The sequence below is a fragment of the Kitasatospora sp. MBT63 genome, from assembly GCF_000710465.2.
GTDB lineage: Bacteria > Actinomycetota > Actinomycetes > Streptomycetales > Streptomycetaceae > Kitasatospora.
Map to the genome: position 1 here is coordinate 20,253 of NZ_JAIZ01000276.1, position 11,657 is coordinate 31,909.

At 74.2% G+C, this 11,657-nt stretch carries 15 protein-coding genes; all 15 read left to right on the plus strand.

Annotated elements, in window-relative coordinates:
* Nucleotides 1–179: 179 nt before the first annotated feature.
* The 15 genes from AA75_RS17515 to AA75_RS17585 all read left to right on the plus strand — a co-directional run bounded on the left by AA75_RS17515 (nt 180) and on the right by AA75_RS17585 (nt 11,599).
* The gene (locus AA75_RS17515; protein WP_149038204.1) at nt 180–2,300 is read left to right on the plus strand and encodes a hypothetical protein; all 2,121 of its coding nucleotides are present in this window, start codon (nt 180–182) and stop codon (nt 2,298–2,300) included.
* Nucleotides 2,301–2,409: 109 nt separating this feature from the next.
* Nucleotides 2,410–2,886 (plus strand): hypothetical protein, encoded by a 477-nt coding sequence (locus AA75_RS17520; protein ID WP_033821000.1) that lies wholly within the window; start codon nt 2,410–2,412, stop codon nt 2,884–2,886.
* 144 nt (nt 2,887–3,030) lie between these two features.
* Complete coding sequence (locus tag AA75_RS17525) at nt 3,031–3,678, plus strand: hypothetical protein (RefSeq protein ID WP_033821001.1); 648 nt, start codon at nt 3,031–3,033, stop codon at nt 3,676–3,678.
* Between the two features lie 29 nt (nt 3,679–3,707).
* Nucleotides 3,708–3,950 (plus strand): hypothetical protein, encoded by a 243-nt coding sequence (locus AA75_RS17530; RefSeq protein WP_149038205.1) that lies wholly within the window; start codon nt 3,708–3,710, stop codon nt 3,948–3,950.
* Nucleotides 3,951–4,071: 121 nt separating this feature from the next.
* On the plus strand, nt 4,072–4,578 hold the full coding sequence (locus tag AA75_RS17535; RefSeq protein ID WP_033821003.1) for a hypothetical protein: 507 nt from the start codon (nt 4,072–4,074) through the stop codon (nt 4,576–4,578).
* A 55-nt stretch (nt 4,579–4,633) separates the two neighbouring features.
* Nucleotides 4,634–5,842 carry a DNA polymerase III subunit beta gene (gene dnaN / locus AA75_RS17540; RefSeq protein WP_033821004.1) on the plus strand — a complete coding sequence of 403 codons (1,209 nt, stop codon included), beginning with the start codon at nt 4,634–4,636 and terminating at the stop codon, nt 5,840–5,842.
* Nucleotides 5,843–5,930: 88 nt separating this feature from the next.
* On the plus strand, nt 5,931–6,665 hold the full coding sequence (locus AA75_RS17545; RefSeq protein ID WP_051812647.1) for a hypothetical protein: 735 nt from the start codon (nt 5,931–5,933) through the stop codon (nt 6,663–6,665).
* A gap of 448 nt (nt 6,666–7,113) precedes the next feature.
* Nucleotides 7,114–7,458 (plus strand): hypothetical protein, encoded by a 345-nt coding sequence (locus tag AA75_RS17550; protein ID WP_033821005.1) that lies wholly within the window; start codon nt 7,114–7,116, stop codon nt 7,456–7,458.
* 170 nt (nt 7,459–7,628) lie between these two features.
* On the plus strand, nt 7,629–8,099 hold the full coding sequence (locus AA75_RS17555) for an NUDIX hydrolase (RefSeq protein ID WP_051812649.1): 471 nt from the start codon (nt 7,629–7,631) through the stop codon (nt 8,097–8,099).
* Nucleotides 8,100–8,206: 107 nt separating this feature from the next.
* A complete protein-coding gene (locus AA75_RS17560) occupies nt 8,207–8,698 on the plus strand; it encodes a hypothetical protein (RefSeq protein ID WP_033821006.1) in 492 nt (163 codons plus the stop codon).
* Nucleotides 8,698–9,162 (plus strand): hypothetical protein, encoded by a 465-nt coding sequence (locus tag AA75_RS17565; protein ID WP_033821007.1) that lies wholly within the window; start codon nt 8,698–8,700, stop codon nt 9,160–9,162. Before AA75_RS17560 ends, AA75_RS17565 begins: the two co-directional genes overlap by 1 nt.
* 32 nt (nt 9,163–9,194) lie before the next feature.
* Nucleotides 9,195–9,704 carry an ATP-binding protein gene (locus tag AA75_RS17570; RefSeq protein ID WP_051812651.1) on the plus strand — a complete coding sequence of 170 codons (510 nt, stop codon included), beginning with the start codon at nt 9,195–9,197 and terminating at the stop codon, nt 9,702–9,704.
* Nucleotides 9,705–9,821: 117 nt separating this feature from the next.
* Nucleotides 9,822–10,160: a hypothetical protein gene (locus AA75_RS17575; protein WP_033821008.1), complete on the plus strand. Its 339-nt coding sequence runs from the start codon at nt 9,822–9,824 to the stop codon at nt 10,158–10,160.
* Between the two features lie 37 nt (nt 10,161–10,197).
* Nucleotides 10,198–10,935: a hypothetical protein gene (locus AA75_RS17580; protein WP_033821009.1), complete on the plus strand. Its 738-nt coding sequence runs from the start codon at nt 10,198–10,200 to the stop codon at nt 10,933–10,935.
* A gap of 319 nt (nt 10,936–11,254) precedes the next feature.
* Complete coding sequence (locus AA75_RS17585; protein ID WP_033821010.1) at nt 11,255–11,599, plus strand: hypothetical protein; 345 nt, start codon at nt 11,255–11,257, stop codon at nt 11,597–11,599.
* Nucleotides 11,600–11,657 lie beyond the last annotated feature (58 nt).

Genomic DNA, 11,657 nt, shown 5'->3' on the forward strand with positions numbered 1-11,657 from the left:
CGCGGGGCGGGCGGTTCGGTGCCCGGCCGAGGTGCCGCACCCGGTACCCGGACAACCCGCCGACCACATGAAGGGGGCGCCCCGATGCGCCGCGACCCCATGGACCTTATCCACCTGCTCGGCATGTTCGGGCCGGTCATCGTCCTGCTCGCCCGCTGACCCGGAAGGAACCCGCACCCGTGATGAAGCCCCAGCCCTCGACCGCCCCTGCCGGGGCGGACACCGCCGCCACCGGCGGCACCCTGCCCCGCCGCATGGCGCGCGGCGCCTACCGGCGGCTGCACCGCAACCGCCGCCACCTGCCGCCGATCGCCGCCTCCCTCGCCCTGGCCGGCTACGGCCAGGCGCTGACCGCCGCGCCGTACGGCCTGGCGGGCGCGCTCACCGTCGACGCCGCCCTCCCGGCAGCCGTGTTCGCCCACCGGGCCTGGCGCGCCAAGAAGCCCTACACCGGCCGAACCACGAGATTCCTCAGCCGCCACCGGGTCCTGCCGACCCCGCCGAACCGGCCGATGCGCAAGGGCGAGCTGATCCGCACCTCCGCCACGGCGGCCGCGGCCGGCACCCTGCTGACACTGATGCCCATCACCGGGACCGGCCCGTTCCAGGCGCCGATGACCGGACTGTGGTGGCTGGCACTCACCCCCGCCACCGCGATCCCCTGGTGGTGGCGCCGCCGCATCCGCGCCACCGCGGAGCCGGTCGGCGCCGAGGACCGGATCGCCAAGTGGGAGGCCAAGGTCGGCGCCCAGCGCGGCGCGCTGCCCGGCTCCAAGCTGGTCGACCCCGTCGACACCGCCGACGGGGCATGGGAGGCGCTGATCGAGCTGGACGGCGGCCGGCAGACCACCGCCACCGCGATCTCCGCCACCACAATGATCGCCTCCGCCTACGGACTGCCGATCTCCTCCATCGCCGTGGACGGCGTGCCCGGCGGCGCGGCCGACAAGGCCAAGCTGCTCGTCTACGACCGCAACCCGCTCAAGAACGTGCCGGTGTTTCCCGGCCCCGAGGCGCTGGACGTGCAGACCGGCATCGCACGGCTCGGCCTGCACATCGACGGCGGCGCGGCGCAGTACCAGATGTGGCGGCCCGGCTGGGGCGCGGTCCACACCCACATCTCCGGTGCCACCGGCGCCGGCAAGAGTGCGCTGCTGCGGTCGCTGTTCGCGATCGAGCGGCACTCCGGCCTGGTCACGTCCTGGGGCGGCGACCCGCAGGAAGGCAAGAGTTTCGGGTTCTGGCAGGACTACCTCAGCTACTTCGCCCCCGGCGTCGACGAGTGCATGGGCATGCTGATCGCCGCCGACACCGAGCTCAACCGCCGCTCCAAGGCCTCCGCGCTCAGCGTGTGGGAGGACGAGGACGGCGACCTGATGTACGGCGACACCGACTGGTCCCCCACCCCCGAAGAGCCGCTCATCGCCGTGACGATCGACGAGTGGCAGGACGTCTGGGGCAACTACCCCGAGGCCCTCGACTACGCCGTGCGCATCGCGATCCTCGGCCGCAAGGTCGGCATCAAGCTCCGCCTGGTCACCCACCTGCCCACGCTCGACTCGCTCGGCACACCGAAGCTGCGCCAGCCGCTGACGGCGGGCAACAACATCGCCTTCAGGACGACGGAACGGTCCGCCGGGTACGTCATCAACCTGCCCGCCGACCCGAACGACATCCCGGCGGTGTGGCCGGACGAGCCCGGCGTGCCGACCTCTGGCATGGGCTACCTCAAGGGCGTGGAGGAGCGCGCCGCGATGTTCCGCGGCTGGTCCCCCGAGCGGGCCGGCATCGCCACCCGCTGGGCCAAGCGCGGCACCCCGGCCGTCATCTCGGAAGAGGCGGCCGAGCACGTCGGCCCCGCCTACACCGAGTGGCGCGAGCGCCTGGCGGCCCGCCGCCGCGGCGAGCTCCCACCGGTGCCCGGCGTCACCGACGAACCCGACACCACCACCCAGGCCGCACAGGCCGGGAAGGGCAAGCCACAGAAGAAGGGCAGCACCGCCGGAACCGTCACCCCGGCGAAGGTGAGCTTCGGCAAACTGCCCAGCCAGGCCGGCCCCGGCTTCGACCAGCTGCTCACCGCCACCACCACGGGCAGCACCCCGGCCCGCGGCGACAAGAAGAAGGCGATCCTCGCCTTCCTCGAGACCGAGGGCCAGGCCACCACCGGCATCATCGCCGCCCGGCTGAACATGCCGCTGTCCACCGTCTCCTCCACCCTCAAGCGGGCCGCAGAGAAGAACGAGGTCGTCGACCTCGGCCACGGCGCCTGGGGCTCCGTCACCGCGATGGCAGCCTGACCCACCCCCAACCAGCCACCCGCCGCCCCGATCGTGCCCGCCGCCCCGCACCCCGGGGCGGCGGGCACACTCATCCCCTCCCACCCACCACGCGAGAGGAAAGGCCACCATGCCCGTCACCCACCTGGTCACCGGCCGCCCCGGCTCGGGCAAGACCCTCACCATCGAGCAGCTGATCGCCGCCGAGAAGCTCGCCTCCGGACCCACCATCGCCGTCTGGGGCATCGAGCCGACCTGCCCCGGCCGCCTGGCCGGCCTGGACCGCACTGTCGGCGCCGACCAGGCCGTCCAGCTGCTCACCGAGGCCGCCGCCGTCATCGCCGAGCGCCTCGGGCGCGGCCGCGAGCACGAGCCCACCGAGGCCGAGCCGCGCATCAAGGTCGTCATCGACGGCGCCGAGCCCATCCTGCGCGACACCGAGGCCGCCCACTTGCTCAAGACCCTGGCCCTCACCGGCCGCAAGGCCGCCGTCGAAACCGTCCTCGCCGTCACCGACACCACCCTCGACAGCTGGCCGATCGGCCTGCGCCGCCAGTACCGCCCGGGCACCGTCACCGAACTCAGCCCCCACCCCCACACCGCCTGACCAAGCCTCACAACCCCCTCTCCCGGCCTCTCCGGGGGTCGCCGGACCCGCCCGCCACCGGGCTGGCCCGGCGGCCCCAGAAGGCGCCGCGGCGCCCCGCACAACCTTGTCCCCGCCCGCTTCCCGCACGGATTGGAGGCTGCCGTGAGCAGCGTCTACGAGACCCCCGCCGTCCCCGCCGCCGACACGGCGGTCGACCTCAACGCCTACCTCCTCCAGGAGGGCTTCGTCCCGGCCTGTCTCGACGGCCAGGTCGTCGCCGTCCCGCTCCACCCGGGCCCCGAGACCCCGGCCCTGATCCCCGCCCTGGTCGACGGCAAAGTCATCGCCGTCCCCGTCCACAACCCCCTCGCCGCAGCCACCACCGCGGCTACCGCACACGCGCAGCCCGGACCGGCACCCGCCGCCGTGCCGCACCCGGCCGCCGACCCAGGCCTGCCCAAGGCGGTGCGCGACTGCCTCCTCTACGGCTCGATCGCGGCCGTCGCGGCCGGCGGCGCGGTGTGGATGCTCGGCGCAGCGGTGGGCGAGGTCGCCCCGCACGCCGAGCAGCTCGGCCACCTCCTCAAGATGGCGGCCATCGCAGTGGGCGCCGTGGTGATCGGCGTGGCCGCCCTGCTCGGCAAGCTCCGCTCCGTCTCCGCCGGTGCGGGAGCGGCCGCTGCGACCGCCAGCGGTGACGGCGCCAGCGCGACCGGCACCGTCCTGACCCTGTTCAACCGCACCCACACCACCACCATCGGCAAGCAGTCCGCCGGATGGCGCGGCTCCATCACCAACAACAACGGCTGACAGCAGCCGGCCCCCTGGAGGACACATCCGTGCACGCTGCCCGCCGCCTCATGCGGTTCCTGAACCGCAGCCCCGCCCCGCTGTGGGAGGACGACGACCTGCCCAGCGTCTACCTGCCCGCCGACACCGAACCGCCGGCCCCCGACCCGGAGGGCGAGCCGGACTGGTGCACCTGGCGCGAGGACCCCGCCGTTCAGCACCTACTCGCCGCCGCCGAGGAGGCCGCCGACGCCGCCCACGACCGGCTCCGGGCCGCCGCCGAGAACGCCTGAGCCCGGCCGACCGGTCCCGTCCCCAGCCGCGCCCTGCCCACCCGGAACCGCCGGGTGGGCAGGGCGCTCCGGTGGCGCCACCGGCCGACCGACCGCACCCCGACCCCGTCCGGAGGACCCCATGAGCGTCACCGCGACCGTCCCCGCCAACCCGGCCAAGCCCGACGAAGTGGCCGCGGCCGCCGTCACCGCCATCACCACGGCCGTCCAGGCCGCCGCCGGGCGGCACACCGCCCCGACCGGCCCGCTGCCCACCGCGTCCTGGCGCAGCAGCCGCATGAACGCCGGCGAGCTGCTGGAGCGCCTGGCCGAGCTGCCCGACTCCGCCCCCGTGATGGTCGACGGGGAGCCGCTCAGCGAAACCACCTACGACGGCGCCGTCCACCTCCACACCGTGCGCACCGCCCCGCCCGTGCCCGGTGCCGGCCTGCCGGTCGCGCCGGCCTCGGTGTGGCGCAGCACCCGCACCCGCCTGCTGCCGGTCGGCGAGCTGCGCGAGCGCCTAGCCGCCGTGCCGGACTTCGCGCCGGTCACCGCCGACGGCGACCCGCTGGAAAGCGCCGACTACGACGGCGACCTCCACCTGCACACCCCGTACACCGGTGCCCTCGACGAGGACGAGGACTGACCCGCCCGGCCCGCCCCTCCGGCTTCCGCATCCCACGCATCCGAAGGAAGTGCTCATGAAGCTGCGCCTGTTCGCCGGTCCGCTCGCGGACGCCGTCGCCCACGTCGCCCGCGCCCTGCCCGCCCGGCCGCCGGTGCCGGTCCTGGCCGGCATCCTCCTCGCCACCGGCGAGAAGGGCATGACCCTATCCGCGTTCGACTACGAGGTCGCCGCGGCCACCAGCACCGGCGCCGAGATCGCCGACGATGGCACCGTGCTGGTCTCCGGCCGACTGCTGAACGAAATCGCGAAGACGCTGCCCAAGGGCGGCGAGGTCGACATCGAGCTCTCCGGCGCCCGGCTGCTGCTCGTCTGCGGCAGCGCCCGGTTCACGCTCCCGACGCTGCCGGTCGAGGAGTACCCGGCGCTCCCGCCGGTGCCGGACACGATGCTCACCGTCGACGCCGACGCGCTCGCCGCGGCCGTCGCCCAGGTCGCCGTCGCCGCCAGCACCGACGCTTCCCTGCCGGTGCTGACCGGGGTGCAGATGGTCCTGGAGGGCGACCGGCTCACCCTGGCCGGCACCGACCGCTATCGCTTCGGCGTGCGCGAGCTCACCGTGAAGCCGACCGGCACGCTGCCCACAGGGAAGCCCAAGCGGGGCAAGAAGAAAGACACGGATACCGAACCGGACACGGCCGGGGAGGTCCGCCGCGCGGCCTGCACCGTCCTGGTCCCCGCGAAGTTCCTGTCCGACGCGACGAGGGCGATGGCCGGTGAGCACCCGATCGGCCTGGGCTGGAACGACGGGCAGCTCACCCTCACCACCCCGGGCAGTTTCTACGGCACCCGGCTCCTGGAAGGCGAGTTCCCCAAGTTCCGCGGCCTGTTCCCGAAGCCGGAGGACGCGCGGCTCACCCTCACCGTCGCCGTCGACGACGCGCTCGCCGCCCTCAAGCGGGTCTCCCTGGTCGCCTCCGCCAAGACCCCAGTCCGTCTGGCCGTCACCGCCGACGGTGAGGAGCTGCTGCTGGAAGCCGGGCACAGCGACGACGCCCACGCCGTCGACCGCATCCCCTGCAACACCGACGGCGCCCTGGAGGACGGCGCCGCCATCGCGTTCAACCCCGGCTACCTCGCCGACGCGCTCAAGGCGCTCGCCGCTCCCGAAGCGACGTTCCACGTCACCCACCACCACAAGCCCGTGGTGCTCATCGGCCGGGCCGGCGACCTCGCCGAGAGCGACTACGAGCACCTGCTGATGCCGATCCGCCAGGACGGCTGACGCGCCACCGCCCACCGCACCACCAAGCCCGGCCGCACGACGCGACCGGGCCTTCCGCATCACCCACCGTAACCCGCAGGAGATCGCCTTGAACCAGCCCCGCCCCGACCACCTGTTCGACCAGGCCGCCGACGGGCCGGACACCGACGCCCCGGACCTGATCTGGCACGCGCCGCGCCGCACCCTGCGGTGGGTGATCCGCGACGTCTACGGGGCGCCCAGCATCGCGGCCACAGTCGCGCTCAGCCTCTTCGCCCTGCTGATGCTGATCGTGCTCGTCCTCGCTGTCGGTCCCTACGTCCTGCACGCCGTCCAGTGGATCGCCCGGCCCGAGCACTCCACCGTCCCGGCCGGACGCCTGTGGCGCACCGTCAACACCCCGATCCACCAATACCTCCAGGTCCACTCGACCGGCCTCCCCGCCGGTCCCCGCACCCTCTACACCGCCTGGGCCATCGCCGGGAGCCTGATCCTTCTGAGGGCGCTACGCCAAGGCGCCACCGTCGGCGTCCAGCTCGGCTCCCTGCTCTTCGGCACGCTGACCGTAGCCATGGTCTGGTCCGGCAGCACGGAACCCGGCAAGCCGGTCGCCGCCGGCGTCGCCGCGCTCGCGTGGGCGGTGCTCGCCGCCCTCGCCCTGACCGGCTCCTGGATCCACACCACGGTCATCAACGAGCCGCCCGCGCCCGCCCCGGCGCCGGTCGTGCCGGTCACCGTCGAGGTGCCCGAGCCGCGGATCGAGGCCGTCGTCGTCGACGTCCAGACCCTCCAGGTCGACATCAACGGCCGCCGCCTCACCGGCGACGACGGCCAGGACCGCTGACACCCACGACCTTGGGGCCGCCCGCACAGGGCGGCCCCGCACCGTCCCGCGCCACCGAACGGAAGGCAGGCCCCATCGCATGACCTGGTCCATATCCCGTGACACCCGACTCGCCGAACTGCGCCAGCTCCTGCACGAACGCTCCGCCACCCTCGCCAACTCCCCGGCACCGCCGCCCACACCGGCCTGCAGAACGAGTGCGACGCCATCTACGCCGAGATCAAGCAGCTCGAAGGCTCCAGCGACTGCTCCCCCGCCGTGCTGATCGCCATCACCGTGCTCGTCCTGATCGTCATCTTCACCGCTCGCCGACCCCTCCCTCTTCCGGGCACTGACGCTGCCCACGGCCCGCGCCCCACCGCCCCCGCCACCCGGTCGGGACGGTGGGCTCCGGTGCGCGGCGCGGCCACCCGGCCGGGCACCCACCGACCATCCGTCAGGAGACCCCGTGACATTCCCCCGCCAGCAACAGCCCCGCCCCACCAACGCCCACACCCCGGTCCCGTACCGGGCACAGCACCCGGCCCCGTACACCGGCCGGCCCCAGCCGGATGAGCGGATCGTCGTCGTGCAGCTGCCCGCCGGGCACCAGCTCGCCGAGCAGCACGAGCCCACCGCGGCCGACATCGCCGCCGTGCGCGGCGCGGTCCGCCGCGACGCCACCTTCTTCGTCCTGCTCCTGGCCGGCGTGATGCTCGCCGTCGCCTCGCTCGCCGGACTGCGCTGGGCCGCGAACGCCACCACCCCCGCTCCGGTCCCGACCTCCCCGGACACTGCCTCCACCGGTCGGTGATCCACCTCCGACGTGCTGCCACCCGGTCACGCCCCGCACCGGCTCTCCGGGCACTGACACTGCCCACCACCACGCCCGCCCTTTCGGCCAGCCAGGCCGGGACGGCGGGCGCCGTGGTGCGCGGCGCGGCCGCCCGGCCGACACCCGCCCACCTCTTGGAAAGCGAGTCCATGACCGACACCAGCAGCACCGATGTGCCCACCGAGTCCGGACATCAGAGGGCCGAGACGATCCGCTACACCGCGGACGTCGTCGCGGTGCGTGCCGACGGCCGCGTTCTGCTGATCAAGCGCGGCTGGCCGCCTCACCAGGGCCTGCTGGCTCTGCCGGGCGGCCACATCGACATCGGCGAGACCTCCCGTCTCGCGGCCGTGCGCGAACTGCACGAGGAGACCGGCGTCCTGGTCGACGCCGCCGATCTGACGCTCATCGGGGTGTACGACGAGCCCGACCGCGACCCGCGCGGCCGGTACGTCAGTGTCGCCTACCTCGTCAGCGTGCCCGCCGGAACCGAGGCCCGCGCCGGAGACGACGCCGCGTCCGTCCAGTGGATCCGGCTCGACTGCCTGCCGAGCCCGCAGCATCTCGCCTTCGACCACGACCAGATCCTGGCCGCCGTCCGCACCGCCACCGGGCACTGACGCTGCCCACCACCGTGCCCGCCGTCCCCGAGCCAGCCGGGCCCGGGCGGCGGGCACCGTGGTGCGCGGCGCGGCCGCCCGGCCGGCACCGACCACGGGAGGACACCGTGACCCCCGACACCACCCAGACCCCTCCGACCGTCCACGAGCCGTTCGCCCGCACGGGGCGAACCTGTCGCCAGGACAGCATCGAGGAGGGCACGTCCGACTGGGCGCTGGCCCGCTTCGCGCTCTCCGAGCGATCCTTCGCCAGCTACGCCAACGACCCCGCTGCCGAGGAAGCCCGGCGTCTCGCCGACAAGCTCACCGCCGATGAGGCCCGGCGGATCGACGCCTTCCTCGCGGCCGGCGTCCAGGACAGCGGCCGCCTGGACGCCGTCGCCGCCGCCCCGGAGCTCACCGGCGAAGACCGCACCTGGCTGCTCGACCAGCTACGCCTCGCCTGGCAGCGCCTGGACAGCCTCCACGACGCGATCGACCGCTCCGGCAGCATGATGACCACCACCTACGCGGCGAGCTCCGTCGACTACGTGCGCTGGTCCCGCCGCCCCGAGGCGCTCACCGGACGCCGCCCCGCCCCGCAGCAGGCCGGCGCGTGATGGCCGCCGAACTCGCCATCGCCCTGGTCGGCGTCGTCGGCACGCTGGCCGGCACCCTGACCGTCACCGCAATCCAGCACCGGGCCGCCCGCGCCGAGCGGACCGAGCGCACCGAGCAGGAGCGGCGCCGCGAACTCGTCCAGGCCGTCACCGCCCTGGTGACCGCCCTCGCCGCACACCGCCGCACCATGTGGGCCCGCGAACGGCTGCGCCTCACCGGCGCCGACGACGCGGTGTACGCGGAGGCGCGCAGCGAGAGCCACCGCACCCGCTCCGACATCACCGCCCCGCTGGTCACCCTCGCCATCCTCGCCCCCGCCCTCGCCCTCGCCGCCCAGGACGCCGCCCGCGCCACCTACGCCATGCGCGGCGCAGCCGACCACACAGACCTCGACCGAGCCCGCACCGAGGCCGCCGCCACCAGCGAGCACCTGGTCGCCGCTGCCGCCGAGCAACTGGCCTGACCACCCACCACACCACCCCGGAGGAAACCGCTGTGACCACCACCCACACCACCGACCAGGCTCGCCCCCTCGACCCCGTCCAGCCCGGCGATGTCGTCTGCATGATCGGCTGTGCCGCCAGCGGCAAGAGCTCGGCCCTGCGCACCGTTCCCTCGCACCAGATCGTCAGCCTGGACCAGTTGCGCGCCGTGGTCTCCGCGCCGGGAGATCAGGGAGCCACCGCCGACGCCGTCCTCCTCCAGCACCAGATCCTCCTCGCCAGGCTGCGCAGGGGAGCCACCACGTACGTCGACAACACGTCCCTGTCCGCCCACCACCGGGCGCAGCTGGTGGAGCTGGCACACCAGCACGGCCGGCGCGTGATCGCCGCCCACTTCGACGCCCCGCTTCCCCTCTGCATCGAGCGGAACCGGGCGAGGCCGGCCGAGCAGCGGGTGCCCGAGGACGTCCTGCGCCACCAGCACCGCATGTCCCGCTCGGCCCGCGAGCTGCTCGCGACCGAGGGCTTCGACGAGATCAGGCAGTACCGCACCGGGCACTGACGCTGCTCACCGGCCCCGCGCCCCGCCCCCGGCACCCGGCCGGCCGGCGGGGCGCTCCGGTGGGCGGCGCGGCCACCCGGCCGGTCACCGCCCACCGAGAGCACGGAGCCACCCGAGATGACGTCCTCCCCCGACCTGGCAGCCCGGCGGGCCGTAGCCCAGCGCGAGATCGAGCGGCACGCCGACCGGCCGCTGCCAGGCACCTGGCGCCTGGTCCGCCTGGACGACCTGCCCGCCATCGCGCCGACCTGCGACCAGGACCACCGGGGCCGCGCCCCGATCCACCCCGGCGTCGACGGCCTGTACGACTGCTGCCCCCAGCCGTGGATCCGCGTCGGCATCCTCACGGTCGCCGACCTCCTCCTGGCACTCCTCAACCACCCGTTCGCCGTACCGGACCCGGCACCGGGCGCCCCCGAGGCGGTCAGCGACGACCCCACCGGCGCCTGGAACTGACCACCCCACACCCCGCACCGACCGGAAGGACACCCCGATGACCGAGACCGCCCACACCCGCACCCTGCGCGCCGCCCTCGACGCCGCCGACAACATCGCCACCGTCACCGCCGCAGCCACCGCCGGCCTCACCACCTACCGCGCCCTCCACAGCCGCCCCACCGAGACCCGCCTCACCCTCGCCGCGGCCGCCGCCGGCCTCGCCGCCTGCCTCACCGACCAAGCCACCCTCCACCTCCGCACCCCGCTGCGCCGCCGCCTCGGCATCCAGCCCGCCTACGGCCCCACCGCCCAGGCCGGCCCGGCCCCGACGCTGGAACAGCTCGCCGCCGAGGTTGCCGCCGACGCCGCCCACCGCGCCGCCACCGGCGCCCACGCCCTCGACCGCAGCTCCGGCAGCCTCACCCAGGCCACCAACTGGACCGGCGCACCGGACGGCACCGCGACCTGCGAGCTGCCCGGCGGCGCGCACCTGCTGTGCATCCCCTCCCCCACCGACCACGGCTACAGCAGCCGCTCCTACCTCCTCGTGCGGGGCGACGAGCAGCCGCTCGAGGTCCGCAGCATCACCGAGCTGGCCGCGCTCCTGGAGGAGCCCGCCGCCGACCCCGCGCAGCCTGCGGACAGCAGCGGTGAGGACGGCGACCCGTGGGCCGTCCTCGGCCAGAACCTCGCCATCGGCGAACTCTGCAGCCCGGGCCCCGACGGCGACGACCAGGCCGACGAGGACGACGTCGACCAGGAGGCGCAGCCCCACGCCGCCGGCCTGCTGTAGCCGACCGCCCTGCCGGCGGGCCACCCAGCCGCGAAGCCCGGCCCGCTGCCCACCGGCCCGACCACCCGCCACCAGCCCGGCCCCGGCCCGCCGCTCAGCACCTGGAGGTCGAACGTCTACGTGCCCGGTGCGAAACTCGGGCGCATGCCCTCCACTCAAGCGGTCACGCTGCTGCATCCCTGGGGACGGTGACGTCCATCACGTCAGCAGCGACTCCGAGGCGACAGGAAAGCGATAACCCCGTGGAACCCGATACGAGCAGCCCTCGCTGCTAGTGCTGTGACCCAAAGGTTCGCCGGTTGCCTGGCAGGATCTCCCCATGCTGGATGAGAAGCTCGACGCGCTTGCGCAGATGATGGCAGAGCACATGGCCAGGCCGTTCCCGCCCGGCTTCCGTGGCCTGGACATCGAGGGTCGGGACATGGTGATGCTCGATTCGGACGCCTATGCCTACGCCGCCTGCGTCTACGAAGACCTGCTCAGCGAGCAGGCCCACGCGCGCCTGACGCGGCTGACGTCGGCGTTCGGGAAGGTCCTTCCGGCGATCGACGACGAGTACGCGGCCAAGTACTACACGCATCTGCACACTATGGTCGGGCTGTCTGCCGAGATCGAGAGCCAGCGCAAGAAGTACTCCCCGCCAGGGGTGCAGCAAACCCGGTGAACCTTTGCGGCCAGAGCACTAGTAGGGCTTGGTCAGGTCGGCGCGGTGTTGGCGTGTC